The sequence below is a fragment of the Geobacillus sp. CX412 genome (assembly GCF_027942335.1).
GTDB lineage: Bacteria > Bacillota > Bacilli > Bacillales > Anoxybacillaceae > Parageobacillus_B > Parageobacillus_B toebii.
On sequence record NZ_CP103461.1, the window covers coordinates 196,815 to 215,124 of the forward strand.

16 protein-coding genes and 2 pseudogenes are annotated in these 18,310 nt (G+C 42.5%); 12 read left to right on the forward strand and 6 right to left on the reverse strand.

The window, feature by feature from the left end; all coding sequences use genetic code 11:
• Positions 1-113: 113 nt before the first annotated feature.
• Positions 114-434 (reverse strand): annotated as a pseudogene (locus NXM86_RS00985) (transcriptional regulator); the annotation flags it as partial.
• 706 nt (positions 435-1,140) lie between these two features.
• On the opposite strand from NXM86_RS00985, the gene NXM86_RS00990 reads away from it, so the two are divergent.
• The 7 genes and pseudogenes from NXM86_RS00990 to NXM86_RS01020 all read left to right on the forward strand — a co-directional run bounded on the left by NXM86_RS00990 (position 1,141) and on the right by NXM86_RS01020 (position 7,028).
• Positions 1,141-2,061 carry a DMT family transporter gene (locus tag NXM86_RS00990; protein WP_498958453.1) on the forward strand — a complete coding sequence of 307 codons (921 nt, stop codon included), beginning with the start codon at positions 1,141-1,143 and terminating at the stop codon, positions 2,059-2,061.
• A gap of 531 nt (positions 2,062-2,592) precedes the next feature.
• Entirely contained in the window at positions 2,593-3,942 is a 1,350-nt protein-coding gene (locus NXM86_RS00995; RefSeq protein WP_498958454.1) for an MFS transporter, read from the forward strand.
• Between the two features lie 46 nt (positions 3,943-3,988).
• Positions 3,989-4,212 (forward strand): annotated as a pseudogene (locus NXM86_RS01000) (UDP-glucose 4-epimerase GalE); the annotation flags it as partial.
• Between the two features lie 205 nt (positions 4,213-4,417).
• Positions 4,418-4,588 carry a hypothetical protein gene (locus NXM86_RS01005; protein WP_171698776.1) on the forward strand — a complete coding sequence of 57 codons (171 nt, stop codon included), beginning with the start codon at positions 4,418-4,420 and terminating at the stop codon, positions 4,586-4,588.
• 235 nt (positions 4,589-4,823) lie between these two features.
• Positions 4,824-5,837 (forward strand): GAF domain-containing protein, encoded by a 1,014-nt coding sequence (locus NXM86_RS01010; protein WP_171698775.1) that lies wholly within the window; start codon positions 4,824-4,826, stop codon positions 5,835-5,837.
• A gap of 17 nt (positions 5,838-5,854) precedes the next feature.
• Positions 5,855-6,031: a hypothetical protein gene (locus NXM86_RS01015; protein WP_015865228.1), complete on the forward strand. Its 177-nt coding sequence runs from the start codon at positions 5,855-5,857 to the stop codon at positions 6,029-6,031.
• A 499-nt stretch (positions 6,032-6,530) separates the two neighbouring features.
• A complete protein-coding gene (locus NXM86_RS01020) occupies positions 6,531-7,028 on the forward strand; it encodes a macro domain-containing protein (RefSeq protein ID WP_015865227.1) in 498 nt (165 codons plus the stop codon).
• A gap of 316 nt (positions 7,029-7,344) precedes the next feature.
• On the opposite strand, the gene NXM86_RS01025 is transcribed toward NXM86_RS01020, so the two are convergent.
• Positions 7,345-7,692, reverse strand: coding sequence for an ArsR/SmtB family transcription factor (locus tag NXM86_RS01025; protein WP_015865225.1), 348 nt, complete (start codon positions 7,690-7,692; stop codon positions 7,345-7,347).
• Between the two features lie 294 nt (positions 7,693-7,986).
• Here NXM86_RS01025 and NXM86_RS01030 point away from each other — a divergent pair, with 294 nt between their 5' ends.
• The 4 genes from NXM86_RS01030 (at position 7,987) to NXM86_RS01045 (ending at position 12,845) form a co-directional block, all read left to right on the forward strand.
• A complete protein-coding gene (locus NXM86_RS01030; protein ID WP_156482450.1) occupies positions 7,987-8,145 on the forward strand; it encodes a hypothetical protein in 159 nt (52 codons plus the stop codon).
• 202 nt (positions 8,146-8,347) lie between these two features.
• A complete protein-coding gene (gene brnQ / locus NXM86_RS01035; RefSeq protein ID WP_498958455.1) occupies positions 8,348-9,658 on the forward strand; it encodes a branched-chain amino acid transport system II carrier protein in 1,311 nt (436 codons plus the stop codon).
• A gap of 271 nt (positions 9,659-9,929) precedes the next feature.
• Positions 9,930-11,354, forward strand: coding sequence for an N-acetylmuramoyl-L-alanine amidase family protein (locus NXM86_RS01040; protein WP_498958978.1), 1,425 nt, complete (start codon positions 9,930-9,932; stop codon positions 11,352-11,354).
• A gap of 684 nt (positions 11,355-12,038) precedes the next feature.
• Positions 12,039-12,845 carry a DUF3800 domain-containing protein gene (locus tag NXM86_RS01045; protein WP_089098190.1) on the forward strand — a complete coding sequence of 269 codons (807 nt, stop codon included), beginning with the start codon at positions 12,039-12,041 and terminating at the stop codon, positions 12,843-12,845.
• 122 nt (positions 12,846-12,967) lie between these two features.
• Here the strand turns inward: NXM86_RS01045 and NXM86_RS01050 are convergent, their stop codons facing one another.
• The 4 genes from NXM86_RS01050 to NXM86_RS01065 all read right to left on the reverse strand — a co-directional run bounded on the left by NXM86_RS01050 (position 12,968) and on the right by NXM86_RS01065 (position 16,544).
• Complete coding sequence (locus tag NXM86_RS01050) at positions 12,968-13,282, reverse strand: hypothetical protein (protein WP_089098189.1); 315 nt, start codon at positions 13,280-13,282, stop codon at positions 12,968-12,970.
• Between the two features lie 333 nt (positions 13,283-13,615).
• Positions 13,616-14,983, reverse strand: a complete 1,368-nt coding sequence (locus NXM86_RS01055; protein ID WP_190305579.1) for an ISLre2 family transposase — start codon at positions 14,981-14,983, stop codon at positions 13,616-13,618.
• Positions 14,984-15,307: 324 nt separating this feature from the next.
• Positions 15,308-15,898: a PIN domain-containing protein gene (locus NXM86_RS01060; RefSeq protein ID WP_015865219.1), complete on the reverse strand. Its 591-nt coding sequence runs from the start codon at positions 15,896-15,898 to the stop codon at positions 15,308-15,310.
• On the reverse strand, positions 15,882-16,544 hold the full coding sequence (locus tag NXM86_RS01065; RefSeq protein ID WP_015865218.1) for a helix-turn-helix domain-containing protein: 663 nt from the start codon (positions 16,542-16,544) through the stop codon (positions 15,882-15,884). Before NXM86_RS01065 ends, NXM86_RS01060 begins: the two co-directional genes overlap by 17 nt.
• A gap of 340 nt (positions 16,545-16,884) precedes the next feature.
• Between NXM86_RS01065 and NXM86_RS01070 the strand changes: the two genes are divergently transcribed.
• Positions 16,885-18,234, forward strand: coding sequence for a UDP-glucose dehydrogenase family protein (locus tag NXM86_RS01070; protein WP_089098188.1), 1,350 nt, complete (start codon positions 16,885-16,887; stop codon positions 18,232-18,234).
• Positions 18,235-18,310 lie beyond the last annotated feature (76 nt).

An 18,310-nucleotide genomic window follows, 5' to 3' on the forward strand; every position in this document is an offset into this window, starting at 1 on the left:
GCTGTAGCCTTGCTGCCGTTGCGCTGTTAAGGTGAAAAGTTGGATGAGCAATATCAAGATATGGATTGTTTTGTCCATCATCATTGTTGGGGATGGTCGTGTCGCGAGACAGATTATTTGCCCATTTCTTTCGCCAAGTCTGCCACTTCAGCGATGGTTAATCCGGTCCGTTTCGCAATCTCATGAATAGGCAGGACATCTAGTAAGTTTTTTGCGATTTCAATTGCCTTCTGTTTTTCTGCTTCTTTCACTGCTTCTTCTTTTTCCTGTTCGAAAAGCCGAATGACCTTTGTCATTTTGATCCACTCCTTTACTTTTTTTGCATATTCTTCGTCAATAAACTTATCGGTAGCGGTTAAGATGCCGGCGATGACGTGTAGTTGCGTTGGTTCGTCACGAATTTCTTTCGCGAGCTCGATCGTTTTTTCAATCACGACTTAAATAAAACGTCTTTCGCATGATACGATATACCACCTGCCATTTTTCCATCCTCACTTGTTTTTACTATTATTATACTCCCCCGTCTTAGTGCGTGTCATCTCTGTCATTGGGTTTGGTGCCTGTCACCACCCGAAGATCATTAGGACACATAACAAAATTCGATATTTAACAAAGTTTTAGCCATAAGCTACTAAAAGAAATCGTCGGCGTTGCCGCTGTAGCATTGGCATTTCTACTGGGAGTTTAATTATAAGAAATTGTTTCTAAAGCTAGGGATTGATCAAACCGCTTCTTTATCGAGAACAAGAAGTAACATTCTCTCCGAGAAGTTTCCCTCTTCTAAACGGTGTGTAGGGGAGATGGATCGGAAAGTTTTTTATTCACAAAGACGAACGTATGTGCTGTGATTGATCCGTAACAAAGGTGATGCAAAAAGTGTTCTTCCAAGCATCGTGACGTTGATAGAGCGGGAAAAACTCTGTCTTCGGTACATCAGACGTTTATTACAAACATGATGTCGTGAAGAAACACATACATATTATAGGAATGGATCACGCACATTTTATCATCGGTTGGATAATCACTTTTGTTGTCATTCCGTTTAATGGTTGCTAGAATAATGCATGCCGCATCTTTGGGCAGTACTTTTCCAAAATAATTTTTTATGACTTTATGTTGATGCGTGAGAGGAGTTCGGATATGTCGAAATCGTTCGTTTATATCTCCCTCGTCTTGATTATGATGATCTGGGGATTGAACGTGATTGCCATCAAGATTTTAGTTGAACATTTTTCGCCGGTGACGTTAACGTCGTTTCGGATTTTTACCGCAGGGATCGTTGTAATTCTGATTTTGCTATTCATGGGGCAGTTGCGGAAATTAACTTGGAAGGAAGTTCTGTATATTGGCATAGCCGCTTTGTTTAGTGTCGTTGTCCATCACCTTTTTCTGGCGCTCGGATTAGCAAAAACGACAGCATCCAATGCTGGTTTAATTTTAGGGCTTGTTCCGCTGGTCACATCATTGTTAGCGGCTATCTTTTTAGGCGATCGGTTTACGGTGTTTCGGTTTGCAGGGATTTTCCTCGGGTTTGCCGGCGTGGCGTTTGTCGTGTTAAACGGCAAAAGCGGCATTCACCATGTGTCCATTGGCGATTTTTATGTATTTCTGGCCGTATTATCCCAAGGAATCAGTTTTATCATGATTAAAAAAGCAACGGTCGATGCGCGTGTGATGACAGGCTGGATGTTGTTGTTTGGGTCTCTGCTTTTATTTTTCATTAGTTTGTGGATGGAACCGAACGGTTTATCCAGTTTGGCAAACGGTACGCCATCCCTATGGATGATCTTCCTTGCTTCCGCTGTATTTGCCACTGCGCTGGGCCATATGTTTTACAACAAAGCGATTCAACATATTGGTGCGGTCGAATCGGCTATTTTCATTAATTTAAATCCTTTGTTCTCTTTGCTGGGAGCTTATTTATTTCTCGGAGAATCTATTTCCCATACACAAATGATCGGATTTATTTTAATTGTGCTAGGCGTCGTTTTAGGCAGCGGTGTATTGGATGAAATCGAGGTGTTTACTCATCGCTCGAAAATGATGGGGAAAAAGTGTTGAAAAACGGAGCTTGCAGGGGCTCCGTTTTTTTATTGGTATGGGTGCCTGTCACTTCATCCTTAGATACACAACCAAGTCCACCGTGTGAACCTTAAAATGTAGGAAAGAAAAAAGAAAGAGAAGAAAAGGAGCTAGAAAACGCTTATATAAGGAGTCCGCTTTTTAAAGTAAAAAAGTGAAAAAAGCTCCCACAAGAACTTGACTTACACTAACCAAGGATGTTGATGTCGGGGTGTTTTCCATCCAGCGTTTGGCGATGAGGGAGGATACATATGTGTGATGGGCAATTGCCGGCTGGATCTCCCCCCATTCATCGGCGGGAAACGATGATGGTGCACAAATACACAATTATTGTTAAAATATTAATTATATTCTGTAAAATATAAAGCACCGTTTTTCGGAAGCCAAAGAGGCGTTCTTTCGTCAAAAAAGATAAAGATTTATTTACCTAAAATAAACAAAATCATCAAATATGTAAAGTAACCTATATAGTAGAGTAAGTGATTTGCCGACCGTTTTATAACCGAAAGAATGGGGGAGAGCGCAGTGAAGAAGATAGAAGATGCCTTGCCTTTGCATGAAACAAAAAGGCGTCCGGGATGGAAACTGTATGTTTCTTTGCCGGTTTTATCGTGGGCGTTGTATGATTTTGCGAATACGATTTTTTCTTCGAATGTGAATACGATTTTTTTCCCGCTTTATGTTTCGGAAACGGTGGGAAAAAGCGAGAGCTTGAACCAGATCGCCAGTACATTTATTTCGTATGCGAATGCGTTAGCCTCTTTCTTTTTAGTTTTATTTTCTCCTTTATACGGCACATGGATTGACCGGACTGGGAGAAAAAAGAAATGGCTTGGGATATTTACAGTTCTTGCGGTTGTAGCGACTTTGCTTATGGGCGTTGCCGGATATTCGAATCATGGGAATTTCATTTTTGGATTGCCGGTGTCTTTTGTCATCACCGTGCTTTTATTTGTCGCAGCAAAATTTTTTTACCATTCGAGCCTCGTTTTTTACGATTCCATGATTTCGAGTTTGGGGAATAAACAGGAAATTCCGCTCATCTCCGGTTTTGGCGTTGCCGTCGGATATGTCGGAACGCTTGTCGGGCTTGCTGTGTATCCGTTTGTTGGCGAAAAGGATTACTACCGGGCTTTTATTCCAAGTGCTCTTTTGTTTCTCCTCTTTTCTTTACCGCTTTTTTTCTTTGTCAAAGAAGAAGCCGCTGCGCTAAAACGAAAGACCGGATTTTTTGCGGGCTATCGGGATATTTATGCGACGTTGAAAGAAATGAAAAAGTATCAAAGCATTTTTACATTCATGATTGCTTATTTCTTTTTAAATGATGCTGTGGCGACGACGATCGCCATCATGTCCGTTTATGCCAAGGCCATTGCCGGGTTTACGGCGGGGGAATTTATCCTTTTATATTTAGTTTCCACCGTTTCTAGCATTATAGGTTCGTTTCTTTTTGGCTATATTACGAGAAACAAAGGGGCAAAAAAAGCGGTTTTGTATGTTGGCATCATGATGTGCATTGCGCTGGCAGTAGGGGCGCTTGCTTATTCCAAGCTTTCTTTGTGGATCGCCGGAAGTTTGTTCGGCGTCAGTTTAGGAGCGATGTGGGTCACTTCGAGAACGTATATTGTCGAACTTTCGCCGAAAGACAAGCAAGGGCAATTTTTCGGACTGTTCGCTTTTTCCGGAAAAGTGTCGGCCATCATTGGTCCGGCGGTTTACGGAAGCATCACCCTTCTTCTTCATTCGTATGGAAACATTGCCAATCGGTTGGCGATGGGGACACTTTTGGTGATGGTGCTCCTTGGCATTTTCTTTTTGCGGAAAGTAAAGCCGCAGGCGCCTGCCGAACCGGAAAGCTGACGGGAGATTTTGTGGGTGCCTGTCGCTTGTCAGCCAGTCGACAGCTAAATCGATACTTATTTACAATCTTGGCAACGGTCTAGGCTATTCCGTCAAAGAAATTAATAATCAGTCGCAAAGCGTCATTGATATACTGACCGCCGCCTGGGTGTCCCAGCGCGGCTTATTGTCTCATCGCAAAAAATTGATGAAGAACTCGGCTGGAAAGTGGAATATTCGTTGGAGCAAATCATCAAAAGCGCGTGGAAGTGGCATCAGTGGAAAGGTTGAGAAAGACAGGCTACCCTTGTTACGTGGGGCTTATTTATGGATATAATTAACTGAATGTTCAGTTAATTTTTAGTGATGCTACACATAAAGGTAGCAGCGGTTTTGCAATCTACTTGACAGTCAGCAGAAAGATAGACGAGATGGTTATAGTACATACATCATAGGTATATTTTCGTGAAAATATCATGGAAGGACAAGGAGTAAGATGAGCAGTTGTCGAAATAAAAAGATTGGTGCCAATATGAAGGATAGAAACAATGAATCAGCAGCGATTCACAGAACAAGTGTGGAAGCCCTGTTAGAAGAGCTTTATGAAGGGAAAGTTGTTTCTACATTCAAAGGAAATGAAGCATTTTCAAGTCGTGTCGCTTTCTGACGAGGGAATTCTCGTGTGTCTGATATTGAAGGACAAAGGTGTTTCTCAATAAAACGGCCATGATGAATGCAATCCGAAAGTTAATCGCTCATGAAGATGTCGTGCGTCAAAAAATGGTCGACCTTCAACCGCGGTTAAAGTTAGGGATGCTCTCTCCTTCTAGGGATGTGTGTCTGGTTTCTGTCACCATTCAAGAATTTTTCTCACAAAAATGAGTAAAGGAAGGGGAAGTACAATGAGTGATCGGGATCATACACATGATCATGAAGAGTTGAATAGTGACGTTCCACAAACTCAAAAGTACCCATGGTATAAATGGTTGCTATGCTACGGTACAGCTTTGTTAGTGAGTTTATTTATTTTACATTTAGTGGTAGCACCGGGGATTTCAGAAATATTAAGTTATCTGACAGAAGGGGAATTTAGTAAAAAGGAGATAATTGGGTATATAGGTGGAGTCTTTCTTGTTCTGTACATGGGTAAATATTTTGGTGATTCATGGCGTGCGAATGAGTTACAGGAAATCGGAACAGCGGTGACTAATTTTCGAAACCCGTTTTATGACCCTAATTTTGAAAAAGGACCTTTCCGGTTGCAGGTGAAGTATAATGAACTGTTGACGCAATTCAATGTTCAGAGAAGTTTATTGCAAAAGGCAAAGGAACAAAATAATGAGTACGTTGACCTTTTGCAACGTACAGAGTCGAAGCTAAGGGTCCAACTTCGACATCACGATAATGCTAATCGTATCATTGATTCGCTTATTTATTTGACAAAGATAAACCATGGTGACATTGTTAATAGAATGTTGAAAGATACATTGGAAGAATGTATTACTGTGCTTCATCGAGATCTTAGTGACAAATCAATTTCATTGTTTGAGGTCGTGGGAGAAAAATTGAAAATTCGGGAATATGTTCGAATTGGTGCGGAATCAGCTTATAAACGTTCCTTTGCCAAAGGAGAAGGTTTCGCTGGTTATGTATGGGAAAAAGGTGAGCCGGTTATAAAAAATAACATTGATTATGAAGAGGATGAAATGTTTAAGGGGGCTAACAAACCTAATCATGAATTTTATTCTATTATGGGCTTACCTTTAGTAGTCGATGGGCAAACATATGGAATATTATGTTTACAATCGGAAAGTAAAGAGGGGTTTAGTGAGGAAGATTTGAAAGCGGTGCAATTTTATGCTAATATATGTACTTACCTATTGCTGTGTGATAAAATAGAAGTGATGAGAGTATGAAAGGGGGCGGATATACAATGATCAATACAACTGGCTGGAAAGAAATTGATAAGCTTTTTGAAAAGGCCCATCAGTTATATGCTGAAACTGAAAAGCTAAATGTCGAGATCGAAAAGGCGATGCGATTTCGTCCAAAAAAGATGAAGGCAAAAACCCCCCCTGTAGATGTAAGGTTAGCAAGGTATAAAAAGTAAATGTTGTTTGTTACTACCTGAAAAAGGCTGATAAGATAAAAGAGAAGGAGAGCTCATTACTGTAAACGAGCAGCTCTCCTTTTTGTGTTTTTATTAGGATTGGTGCCTGTTATGCTCCAATTATTGTTTGACATTCTTACTTGGTAATCAAGATAGTACCTATTTATTAATGGGCAATTGCTATTTCTTGAAACAGGAGTAAAATTCTCTCCCATTTATGATAATAGTGCTTTCTTAGGTTTTCGATTTGATGACGAACAGCTAATATAAATGGTATCGAATTCTCAAAAAATGAACAAATATACGGAGAAAATAAGGGGTAGTTATATTTAAAAAGAAAAAGGTCAAAGCTAAAGGCCTGTTAACATATACTAGCAAAAATTTACACATTGGTTTAAATTATACAAAAGTTAGTCGAATTTGATTAAAAAGACTGGCTATTGAATATAGTGCCTTTTCGAAGAAAGAAAATATTGGAGTGAATTGGAGGGGAATAGTCATGATCAAAGCAGTGCATGGAGACATTACGAAACTTCAAGATGTTTCCTACATTTGCAACGCGGCAAACGGAATCGGTCCGATGGGAGGAGGAGTGGCAGGCGCGATTCGCAGAGCTGGCGGCAAAGAGATTGAAATAGAAGCGATCAAAGTTTGTCAGGAGCAAAATCCGATGCCAGGTGACCTGTATGTCACACATGCGGGAACACTTCCGTTTCAAAACATTATTCATCTAGTGACGATGAAAGAACCGGCAGGAGCGACCTCTTATGACATTGTCAGAACATGCTTAAACAATTTAGTCGCTTATTGTCAAAAACATGGAATTGACAAAGTAGCCCTGCCGGCGTTGGGAACAGGAGTAGGAAATTTGGATAAAGCAAAAGTCGCCGCCATCTTCAAAGAAGTGTTGGAACCGGCGAAAGACATCGAATTTATCGTTGTCGATATTGATGAAGAATTTATCGCATTATTTGATGGAAGCGGCAATGTTGACTAAAAGGAACGGAGCATCTTCTTTGGTGCTCCGCTCCTTTTGGTATTTTTCAAACACTTTGATTTACCTTTATTCTACTTCTCGAAGGATTTTTTCAACATTTTTCATTCGGTTATTCAAATCTTGGAGTTCTTGAAGAATTTTCTTTTGATGTTCGCTTGTGTCTCGTTGTAAAGCGAGCAATTCTTCGGACATTTTTGATAAGCTTGTTCTTTCCCTGCTTGTATTTTGACGTGCCATGTTTTGATCAAATAGATGATAATGATTGTTGTCAATACCAATACAGTTAAACTATAAAATACACCCGTATGCATGATGTTCATTCTCCTTTCTTCTTGATGGTCAGTGTGTTTATCGATTTTGCAATCAATTCTTTCGTTAAACGAATATCAAAAGGCTTTAATTCATAATATTTCATGGATTTGCCGTCCTCTGACAGCTCCAACTCACTCGTTACCAGCCCCGCTGCCTCTAATTTCTGCAAATGCATATAAAGCAAGGGCCGGCTCATTTGAACGGCTCTTGCTAATTGGCTCACATACTGCCTCTCTTTTGCTAATATAGAAATGATTTTTAAGCGATGAGGGTTCGACAGAGCTTCCAATACAGCAAGCAATTCATCACCAGACAAGTCATCTCCAGACAAGCTCGGATTTTTATTTACCATCACTATGCCTCTCCCTTTTTATTCCGCGTCTTATCCAATCTTCTCGACTGCTATAACCCCGTTTAAAGTTTTACGGTACTCAGCATCCCCCTTTCATTTTGGGATATTTAATAGTTAAAAATTTAATAACATATGTAATAAATATTTTACATGTAAGAATAATATTACAGGTGTCCATTTTTGTCAACACCATAAAAAACGACTTGTACTTTGGTAAGAACACACTGATCTGATTAAAAAAACAGCACAAAAAAATCGCCATTTACCGTCTTGGCAACGGTTTAGGATTAAGTGATGGAAACATGTGAAAAAGCCACCGGCCGCAAAGCCAGCATTGAATCCATCGACCGATGCCCGTTGTTGCTTCATCGCAAAAAATGGATGACGAGTTGGCTGAAAAGCGGAATATTCGTTGGAAGGGATGATTGCAAGCGCATGGAAAAAGCAAGGTAAACCGAAAAGCCTCCCGCTGAATGGTGTTTAGCAGGAGGCTAATTAATAATCAGCTCCATTGCTTTGGTTGACGAAATAGCGAAAAAAATGTAATATTAAAAAAGTTTCAATTATACAAAAATAATAAATTTTGATGCAAACCGAGATAAAATGATTGTATTTTTAAAAAATTACAAAGACCATATATGGGAGGGCATCTTAGATGAAGAAAAAAGACATTTTCTTTACGGGGTTAATGCTTTTTGCCTTATTTTTCGGGGCAGGGAACTTAATTTTTCCGCCGTATCTTGGCATGGAAGCAGGGAAAGCGGTTTGGCCGGCGATTATCGGGTTTGTCGTTACAGGGGTAAGTTTGCCTATTTTGTCTGTTGCCGCTATTGCGCTAGCCAAAGATGGGATTCAATCGATTGGAAATTATGTTCATCCTCTGTTTAGTTTATGCTTTTCGCTTATCATTTATTTAGCGATCGGTCCGTTTTTCGGCATTCCGCGGGGAGCAAGCGTCGCTTATGAAATGGGAGTAAAACCGTTTCTCAGCGGGAATAGCGGCGCGTTCTCGCTGCTTTTATTTACCATTATCTTTTTTGTGATCGTTTATTGGTTAAGCTTAAATCCATCGAAGCTGGTTGATCGCATCGGGGAAATATTGACGCCGATTTTGCTTCTTTCGATTGCCGTTCTTTGCATCGCAGGGATCATTCAGCTGCAAAACCCGCTGCAAGAACCGGCGGAAAAATATGCTTCCGCTCCGTTTTTTAAAGGATTTATGGAAGGATATTTAACGATGGATGCGATCGCGGCGCTTGCGTTTGGGATTGTCGTGGTGAACGCTTTAAAAGATAGAGGCGTGCATCAGCAATCGGCAATGATAAAAGCCACTATTCAAGCAGGGTTGATCGCTGGAGTGGGTTTGGCGTTAGTTTATATAGCGACTGCGTTGGTCGGCGCGAAGATGTCTGTAAACGGTCCATTTGCCAATGGCGGGGATTTATTGTCCAGTGCGGCCGCGCTTTTATTTGGAAGCGGCGGAAAGCTATTGCTTGGCGTCATTGTCGCTTTAGCGTGTTTAACGACCTGCATTGGGCTAACTACGGCATGCGCGCAATATTTTCATAAAATAACTCCAAACATATCGTATAAAACTTATGTGACGATCATTACGATGTTTAGTTTAGTCGTTTCTAATTTAGGATTAAATCAACTGATTTCGATTTCCGCTCCGGCGTTAACGATGATTTATCCATTAGCCATTGTGCTTGTGGTCATGTCGTTTTTCCATCGCTTGTATAAAGGTTCTACGAAAACGTATGGAATGGCTTTGTTGTTTACCTCGGTGTTCAGCGTATATGATGGCTTGAAGGCGTTTGGTGTGGATACGCAATGGTTAGAGCCATTATTATCTTGGTCCCCATTTTTCTCGATGGGATTAGGTTGGGTGGTTCCTGCCATCATCGGGGCAATCATCGGCTTTGTGATGGACAACATCGTCTTGAAGCAGCATCGGACAGCGTAAAAGCTGGAGAATTGGGAACGGCCGCTTTGCTTCGGCATGGCGCTTGCCGTTCCCGTGTTGTTATAAGGAAAAGAAAGCCGATCACGGCAGACATGATGGCCTGTTTTATTAAAAGCGAAGAAGCGGAATGCGGTAATATCGTGGGAAAAGACAGTTCGATTTTAATTTTTTCTTTATTAACGGAAAGGAAAATCAATCCTCCCTTCGAAATATATAGTAAGCGAAGTGGTATTTGGTAAGAAGGGAGAATAATAGATTGAATAGGCTGCGGATGAGATCGTTCGTATTTTTTATATGCATGACAGTGTTGCTCGCCGCGCTGCCGACGTCTCAGGCGATGGCGGCAAAACAAACGGCAGTGGTGACGGCGAAGCAGGTAAATGTGCGGCAAGGGCCGGGAACGCTTTATCACGTTGTGATGAAGGTCGATCAAGGAGAAACGTATCGAGTCGTTCGTGAAAAGGCAGGCTGGGTGCAGTTAGAAATAAAGCAAAATCAGACCGGATGGGTCGCCCAACAATACATCGCCTATGTCCGCAAACAGGCGATGGCAACAGAGGATAGACTGCGAGTACGGACCGTCCCGAGCTTGAACGGCAAGGTCGTTGGCTATCTTTCTCAAGGACAAGCCGTTGAGGTGATAGAGAAGGAAAACGATTGGGAGAAAGTGGTGACTCCTTCGTTTATTGGCTGGGTTTCTTCCGCTTATCTTACTTCGAATGATGATAAGAAAACATCGATGAGGCAAACAGGATGGGTAACGGCGGATTCATTGAACGTAAGGGCAAGACCGTCGCTGCAGGCAGAACGTGTGGAAAAAGTTACATACGGCCAACAAGTGCAAATTATGTTCAAACAAGGACAATGGTATCAAATTGCCACAGAGAATGGAAAGATTGGCTGGGTGTCCAGTGAGTATATTGCCGCTGTTTCTCCGACAGCTTCGCAATGGGTGAAGGTATTGTATAATGATGTGAATATTCGTTCGGCTCCTTCGCTGGATGGAAACATAAAAACAACAGCGCAGTATGGAGAACGTTATCGGGTGCTAGGGAAGATTGGCAATTGGTATGAAATTGAGATTCCAGGACGGGGCATTGGTTATATTGCCGGCTGGCTCGTTTCCGCTGGTGCGGATGGCAAATCGGAGTCCAAAACCTTAAAAGGAAAGACGATTGTGATCGATGCTGGGCATGGCGGAAAAGATAGCGGCGCCATTAGCCATACCGGGATGATGGAAAAAACGCTGACATTGCGGACAGCGCAGCTTCTCAAAGGAAAGCTGGAAGCACAAGGGGCAAACGTGGTGATGACGCGTTCGAGCGACCGGTATGTTTCGTTGTCGGAGCGCGTGCAAACGGCGTATCGCTATCACGCGGATGCATTTATTAGTATTCATTATGATAGTGCGAAGGATCAAAATGCCAAAGGAGCAACGGTATATTACTATGATATGTTTTCCGACTATTTGCTTGCCTTGTCGCTGGAACATCCGCTTTCCCGCATGATGTCGATTCCGTTTCGCGGGGCGAGTTTCGGAGATTATTATGTAATTCGCGAAAACGAGCTTCCATCTGTATTAATGGAACTCGGATATTTAAGCAATCCGACAGAAGCGAGCATCGTGGCTACCGATCAGTACCAGCAGCAAGTCACTGATGCGATGGTGAACGGCCTGCGCAATTATTTTGAATGACGAACGAAAAGGCAGGGTGTGAGAGTATCCTGCTTTTTTCTATGTTATAGGGAAGCGAAACCATTGTTCTAATAGAAGAATGCTAAAATAGTATGGCAGTCAGGATGAGGGGAGGAGAAACCGATTACCCGATATTTCAGGCATGAAAATTGATTTGCCCAATCGGGTTTTGTATTATTGGACGCGGTTGTCTTCTGCGTTGCTCTCCTCGGGACAAAAGTATATTCAACTATCGGCTATTTCTGCGCGAAACGGACCGTTTTCATGAGATATTTCATTTGCGCGAAGATGAATGATGCTCATACTCGGCTTTTCTAAAAGATTGTTTCTACATAAAGGGAAAAATGAAAAAAATTTAAACAAAATATATAAAAAATGAAATTAAAACAAATTTCGAAAAAATTAGACATATTTTGTTGCAATATGGTAAAGTAAAATAGGCTGGAGACTGTTTCATCTCATTGATGCGTTTTACAAACAAAAGGGAGAGCGTCATTACTCTCCCTTACCACCTTTTCTCGGTATGGCACCACGCACCGCTAGGTCTAGGGCGCAGTGAGTGGAAACCACGAAATAATAAATAACGTGTCGCTAGGTCTAGGGCGCGACAAGTTATTTATTAATATATCCTTCTTATAAATACATTATGTATGAACGATTACGTTTTGTAAAGAGGGAATGGATATGGAACAACCATTTAGCGTTCTGGATATGATGGTATTCTTTGACGAAAGCGGAAACAATCAGGTTAAGCCGCATCTAATGGCTGGTTTAGCAATTCCGACTAAATACTATAACAACGAAAATATTCAACAACTGAATGAAAAAATCAAGGCCACAAAAATCCATTGGACAGAATATAGTGGTGACAGTAAAGAAAGAAATACCATTTGGAGAATAATTAATACCGTTATGGAACACCATTACTTGCTGAAAATGAATGTAATTTCTTATAATCAATCAAAAATTGAGGAATCTTCCAGAAAAATAAAACATGTAATAGACGATATAGCGGATCAAACGATTTTTATGAAGTTTCCAGAACGAATTGTTTACGGTTTATTAAGAAGATATGGTGCTTATGTACACATAAATACGAAAATATATATTGAGGATAACACTAAGTATCATAACAAAAAATATGACCTCAGAACTCAGCTGTTTCAACAACTTAACATTCAATCCATCTATCGCGGCGAACGTTTCACCGTTACCGAAGCGGCATATATCCCAAAACAAACAGAACTGGGGATTGAACTTGTTGATTTATTGTTAGGAATGGTTAGAAGTATTATTCGTAATGATTCCCCTGATAAAAGGAGAAGTAGAGAAAAAAACAAACTAATTATGAACTTGCTGCTTTCTAACGCTAATTTTTACTCCTTTATGAAAACGATTCGTTATTATGAGTGGGATAGCTCTCCGTCGTTGGTGGAAGTGGATTTCGAAAACTATTTAAATATCTTTATGAATTCCAATCTTGACTATTAGAATCTTATGCATCACTTCGCGTTTTTACTCTAATTTTGCAACACCATCGAATTGGATAGCTTTCTTCGTTCATAAGATATTGCTAGAGGAAGAGTGGGATCTCTTCCTCTAGCTTTGACTCATTAATAAAATGTTTCATTCAATTCCCAAGATTCAACGATAGCATAAGCCGTTTGTGGATCTAATCCTTTACCGATTAAATAAGTCATTGCCGCAACTTCTTGTAATGCGTGTGCAAACGAGGTATGCTTTGCTTCCTTTAAGCCGTATTGAACAAAAGGAGCAATCACGTTGAGTGTTTGGTCTTTTAGTTGAGGATATAGAGGTTGTTTTATTTGCTGATGTGCTATTATCTCAGATTGCGGATATTGTGGATAGGCCCCTGTTTGTTGCGGTGGATAATAGGGCATTTGATACGGAGCAGGGTAAAAATGCATGTGTAAACTTCCCTTCTTAATTATTGGAGTTTTTTCGTTCTGTTGTATGATATGCTCCGCGTTTGTCTACCGTACCGGATATATCCCTGTTTTTTAGGTCAATGTCTGAAATCGTTACTGCAGAATGTAAATACTCCAAACTATTCAACTAGATAATTTGTTAGAAGGCAATACAATTTCATCATATGAGTCAGTCAAGATTTTGTGGGAACTTTTTTGGTTCGCTGAAAACAGGTGTAAGTCATAGATTGGCGAACCATTTTTTTGAATTTTATCCGTAAGCGCTTTCGAACTCTCATCCCTTGCCATGACAGATCGATATGTATACCTTTTTTACCATCCTTTGAGTTCAGACAGGGCATGATAGATCGGTGTCCCGGACGATTGCTGTAAATATGGCACGTTATTCCGCGTTACCTCCGGAAGAAGACGGCGGACGCGTTGTTTCGCCTTGTTCACGACCGTCTGTTTAGTGGATGCCGTTTCCTCCGCCGGATGCGACGATTCTTCTCCGAAACGACGTCCGAAAAGACGAATCCCATCCATCCGGGCAATCATTGCCTTGAAAAACGCCCTGAGTCCCTTGTCTGTCCAACTGCGGCGGTATTTCACCCGATACGCCAACTGGCTCATCACGCTTTCAGCCCTCCCCATCGGATACATGCCCGTTGTGTCCACTCCTTGCTCCTTCAGCCATTCCCGGTAATCACGGATGCATCCCGGCATCGATTCGATCCGGTGGATCAAGGCAGCCAGCTGTTGTTCTTTCGCTTCGTCCCCCAGCGTACCGAGGGCGCTGTTCAGTTCCACAAGCAACCCCTCTTCATCCTGCTTCACCAGCTTTTGCCGAATCGCCTGCCACCGTGGATGGCCCGAGAGGCATTGGCGCAATTCACGCGCCACGTGGAATCGATCCAATTGAAAGCAGACCCGTCCCTTGAAATACTCCCGGCACGCGGTAATCCATGGAGCGCCGTCCCCGTTGATGACAAGAAGATCCCGGCAAGGATCATAGGCATATTCATTTATCAAAAATTCCTCGAAGCCTTCCCACACCTCCCCCTTGCCCTCATGGACGTAATGGCGCTGATTCACGAATTCGATCCGGGAGCCGTTGCGCTTCCATCCTTCGTGAACGGTCAGGATTTTGTCTTCCTTGGCCCGTTTTCCCTTCCCTTGGCGGGAAACAAACAGTCCATCGGCCTCCACCAACAGCACCCGTCCATATCGCTGGTCCACCGGGCAGTGCAGCGGAACTTCGGCCTCGAGCACCAACTGGCGGATCGCCTCATGGCTCATCACCGGATACCCGACCATCTGGGCAAGCGTACGAGCCGCTTTGCGATAGGAAGAGCACTCCACCGCCAATCCCACCGCTGTTTCTTCTAGACAAGGGCTGATTGACTGTGATCCATCAAACGCTAAAAAGGAGTCAAGCAAAAACGTGTAACGGTTTTGTTCTCGGTCTAAATAGTAGTTTCGCTCAAAGGTGACTTCGCCAAACAGGGTTTGAATCGTGGTGCGTCGTTTGTCTTTCAAGTGGTATCGGCGCTTATCTCGATTCTCTGCCAATTGCCGGTCGATGTCCTCCAACAGAGCCGTAAACAGCTCGGCGAAGGCGTTTTGCAAGGCTCGAAACAAAGCAAGTTCGATCTCTTTCCATGTCAACGAATTTGTGGTAAGATGTTGTTGAATATTCATAGGACTCTCTCCTCCTGTTTGTAGTGTGGTCAATGAACATCTTACCAGGGAGAGAGTCCTTTTTTCATGTTTCCTGCTTGGGATCCTACCGCGCTTCGCTTGGTGGCCCCGATGAGGGGGGATTGCGAACCTACGTTCCCAACCCCCTCATCGGGGAACTTCTAAGAATTTTTCCCACAAACATTTTACTCACACTCATCATATAGACAAGACCGTTCTTCGCTGACACATCCTCCCGTCTGTGCGACTCTTGTTTCGTCTCGAGGATCGATCAAGTCTTTGCTCCATCCCTGTTCGTAAATCTCCTATAAAGCCCAATACGTGTTATGGATTAGACAAATGATTGTAAAAATCACTTGGATGAATGCGCTTGATTGGTCCGATTTGAGCCGGAAATCGTCGATGGTTGGTCGTGAGTATGTAGTTACACTCTTCTTGAATTGCCGTTATCCAGACGTGAAAATCCTCCTGGTCAAAACGATAAAGTGGTTCAGACATTTCTTGCGAAGAAACAATTTGTTTTGCTGTTTCGTGATCGCAGCCACTTAACTCGACCAATACTTCTCCAATGGGTCGATTCTCTCTTATGACGGTTTCGACACTATATCGGCCAACCAAACTATTAACGGGCAGATTCGTATAGTATTGAAAAATCGGATCCAAAAATTCGTTTAAAAACGCTTCGATTTCTTGTTGGTTATACACAACCCTCTTGTCCCCTTTTCCAAGTCCTTGAGAAGCATTTCGAATAAATTCAAATAAACATACCCTTGATACGATTGGTTGAAATAAATGAGGGAAGCGAGCCGCTTTAAGAATTTTTCGGTTCACCCCGTCGACTCGCAAGGCACCACATAGAATCGTTGTATCGATAAATACTTTAGGAGGACGCGGGGCATCATAGATCAAATTCATCTACATCCCCCGCTTTCTGATTCTTTATATCAATTCGTTTAAGTACTTCTTCCGTTCGTTCATCTTGTTCTGATGTCGTAATGAAGATCTCTTGTGGAATTCTCCAATGACCTCCATCGGTTTTATAGGCTCCTGGAAATTTTCCTTTTTCACACATTCGTCGAATGGTTTGATCGCTTAGCCCTAATTTTTTGGCTACTTCAGTTGTGGTGTAATAAGCCGTGGCGACTTGCTTGGATAGGAGAGGTGCTGAAGAGGAAGATAGTCGGTACTTTTTAGGTTTTCGTTTGTGATGTTCGGCTAATAAGGAAGCCAACAGTTTTTTTCGAACCGCAAGCGGATTATCTTCCGCCATTTGACTCAATTGTTCGATATAGTCCACCAAATACTCGTAAGCTTTCTCTTTCTCTTGATGTGCGTAGGCCTCCCTCATTTTCTTTTCGATTCGGCGGAGTTGGGAAAGACGATCTGTGTTTGGTACAGACAAAGGAATCGTTGAAAAAATAGGGGAGGTTATACCGAGTTGCTGCAAGGATTTTTCAATCGTGACCTTGAATACAGATTTGGCTTTTTCGACATTGATTTGCGAAAGAATTTGCACGCTATCCCACAGGTTTTCTTGTTCTTGATCAATCAATCGTGTCACTTTCAACCACCTCTTCTTGAAATTATTTTATCATTCGAACCAAACAAAATCAACAAATCAAACAAAATCAACAAAAACCAATGAATTTCGTCATAAATAGGTAAATCGAATAAACCTTTAGAACACTCACATGGAATTCCATATGATGGATCTGCGCCCGCATACACAATCATGGAAAATGCAAAAAAGGTTCATTATCAGTTATAATAACTTCATATATGAATGAGAATATCATGGACGAATGCGAGTGTTTGGCAGAAATGATGTTTGATTATCTATGATTTCTCCTATCATGAAGCTTGTTTAGGAGCAGAGTAAACAATCAAAGGTGTGATGAAATATGGATATTGCCGTAGCGGGTGTAGGATATGTCGGACTAGTCACGGCCGCGTGTTTGGCGGAAAAGGGACATAAGGTGGCGTGCGTGGATGTCGATGTGGAAAAAGTGGTATTGCTTCAGCGAGGGAAATCTCCGATCTATGAACCTGGGTTGGAGGAGTTAATAAGAAAAAATCGCGAGCGGTTGTTGTTTACGACTGACTATGCGGCGGCGTGCCGGCGGGCAGATGTGATCATCATCGCTGTTGGCACCCCGGAAGAGCCGGATGGATCCGTGAATTTGCGATATGTATGGGAAGCGGCAAAGCAAATTGCGCAGACGGTGGAAAAAGACTGTGTGGTGGCGGTGAAATCTACCGTTCCCGTTGGGACAAGCGATCAAGTGGAACGTTGGATATATGAACACCGGAAGCACCCCGTTCATATTGAGGTTGTGGCGAATCCCGAGTTTTTATCACAAGGGACAGCAATCAAGGATACGCTGCATGCGTCAAGAATTGTGCTAGGGGTAGAATCGCCGCATGCGGAGAAGGTCATGAAAGAAGTGTATGACCCGTTTTATCTTCCTTATGTCGTGACAGATCGAAAAAGTGCGGAAATGGTGAAATACGCATCCAATGTTTTTCTCGCCTTGAAAATATCCTATATTAATGAAATCGCGAATTTATGCGAAATGGTTGGCGCCAATATCGAAGACGTGGCGGAAGGAATGGGAATGGATCCGCGGATCGGGAGCCGTTTTTTGCGCGCCGGCATCGGTTATGGCGGGTCGTGTTTTCCGAAAGACACGAAAGCGCTGCGTTGGCTTGCCGATGGTTGCGATTATGAACTGAAAACGGTGCAAGCCGCAATGGAAGTGAATGAAAGTCAAAAAGTGAAATTGATCGAAAAGGCAAGAACGTACGTGAGCCATTTTCGCGGGCTGGAGGTGGCGGTGTTAGGTCTTACGTTTAAGCCGGGAACGGACGATATAAGGGAGGCCCCTTCCCTTGCTAATATCGCGGTATTATTGGAAGAAGGCGCAAATGTAAGGGTGTGGGACCCTGTTGGGATGGAAAACGCAAAGCGCGTATTTCCAAAGGAAATCACCTATTGTTCGACGATCGAAGAGGCGGTTGCGAACGCCGATATTTGTTTTATTTTTACGGAGTGGCCGGAAATCCGGCAATTTGACGTCCGTCAATATGCGAATTTAATGAAAACGCCGCTTGTGTTGGATGGGCGGAATTGTTACAGTCTAGCCAGTGCGCGCGAGGCAGGAATCATTTACGAATCGATCGGCCGAAAACGGGTGTGTCCAGCGGAAGACCACTACCGTCTGCGTGAACACGAGGATGTGTTAAATCGCTAGGCAAACAGGTTGTACCGTTATTGATCGCTTGTCATCGATGGACAAGCGTCTAGCGGGGCATAGTGCATATTCCCCA

Coding starts and splice junctions, on each gene's coding strand:
- NXM86_RS00990 (WP_498958453.1), top strand. CDS start 1,141: ATGTCGAAATCGTTCGTTTATATCTCCCTCGTCTTGATTATGATGATC.
- NXM86_RS00995 (WP_498958454.1), top strand. CDS start 2,593: ATGGGGGAGAGCGCAGTGAAGAAGATAGAAGATGCCTTGCCTTTGCAT.
- NXM86_RS01005 (WP_171698776.1), top strand. CDS start 4,418: ATGAGCAGTTGTCGAAATAAAAAGATTGGTGCCAATATGAAGGATAGA.
- NXM86_RS01010 (WP_171698775.1), top strand. CDS start 4,824: ATGAGTGATCGGGATCATACACATGATCATGAAGAGTTGAATAGTGAC.
- NXM86_RS01015 (WP_015865228.1), top strand. CDS start 5,855: ATGATCAATACAACTGGCTGGAAAGAAATTGATAAGCTTTTTGAAAAG.
- NXM86_RS01020 (WP_015865227.1), top strand. CDS start 6,531: ATGATCAAAGCAGTGCATGGAGACATTACGAAACTTCAAGATGTTTCC.
- NXM86_RS01025 (WP_015865225.1), bottom strand. CDS start 7,692: ATGGTAAATAAAAATCCGAGCTTGTCTGGAGATGACTTGTCTGGTGAT.
- NXM86_RS01030 (WP_156482450.1), top strand. CDS start 7,987: ATGGAAACATGTGAAAAAGCCACCGGCCGCAAAGCCAGCATTGAATCC.
- brnQ (WP_498958455.1), top strand. CDS start 8,348: ATGAAGAAAAAAGACATTTTCTTTACGGGGTTAATGCTTTTTGCCTTA.
- NXM86_RS01040 (WP_498958978.1), top strand. CDS start 9,930: ATGAGATCGTTCGTATTTTTTATATGCATGACAGTGTTGCTCGCCGCG.
- NXM86_RS01045 (WP_089098190.1), top strand. CDS start 12,039: ATGGAACAACCATTTAGCGTTCTGGATATGATGGTATTCTTTGACGAA.
- NXM86_RS01050 (WP_089098189.1), bottom strand. CDS start 13,282: ATGCATTTTTACCCTGCTCCGTATCAAATGCCCTATTATCCACCGCAA.
- NXM86_RS01055 (WP_190305579.1), bottom strand. CDS start 14,983: ATGAATATTCAACAACATCTTACCACAAATTCGTTGACATGGAAAGAG.
- NXM86_RS01060 (WP_015865219.1), bottom strand. CDS start 15,898: ATGAATTTGATCTATGATGCCCCGCGTCCTCCTAAAGTATTTATCGAT.
- NXM86_RS01070 (WP_089098188.1), top strand. CDS start 16,885: ATGGATATTGCCGTAGCGGGTGTAGGATATGTCGGACTAGTCACGGCC.